The sequence below is a fragment of the Corynebacterium sp. HMSC035E02 genome, from assembly GCF_001836065.1.
Classification (GTDB): domain Bacteria; phylum Actinomycetota; class Actinomycetes; order Mycobacteriales; family Mycobacteriaceae; genus Corynebacterium; species Corynebacterium hiratae.
On sequence record NZ_KV827295.1, the window covers coordinates 1 to 595 of the forward strand.

General features: G+C 53.9%; 1 protein-coding gene. It reads left to right on the top strand.

The window, feature by feature from the left end:
• Positions 1-385: 385 nt before the first annotated feature.
• Positions 386-595: transposase (locus tag HMPREF2635_RS12820; RefSeq protein ID WP_210401582.1), on the top strand; the 210-nt coding region annotated here is incomplete at its 3' end.

Consider the following 595-nt stretch of genomic DNA (forward strand, 5'->3'; position numbering starts at 1 on the left):
GGAGAGTAAGAAACCGCCGACACCAAACAAAACAAACAACTAAATATATCTCACCAAGAGCCTAGACACACCATGTCTAGGCTCTTGGTGCGTTTTCGGGCCTTCGCATCGCACCCCAAGCAACACTGGGGGCGAGTATACGTGTCGTTGAAGGCAACCTAAGCCAGTCGCACAGCAGTGCTGCCATATCCGGCAGCCGGAAGCGACATCTAGAAAACCCAAAAGCACAAACCCGAAAACACAGACCTGCGTGCTGCACATCCACGTCTCCACGTCTGCGCTTATAGACCGCAACGGATCCGAGCACGAGTCATACTGAGGTTACCCTCGTTTAGTGGACACCCTATTTGTACGGATCTTGTGTCCGTAAGAGAGGATGTTCATTGTGAGTCAACAGCGCAAGAAGTACACGCCGGAGTACCGGCGTGAAGCCGCGAACCTGGTAATCGAGTCAGATCGGCCGATTGCTCATGTGGCTAAGGAAATCGGTGTTTCCGCCGGGCTTTTGGGCCGGTGGGTCAAACTCGAGCGTGAGCGCCGAGGAGCCTCAGATGGGATGAGTGAAGCTGATCTTCGTGCTGAGAATGCTCGTCTG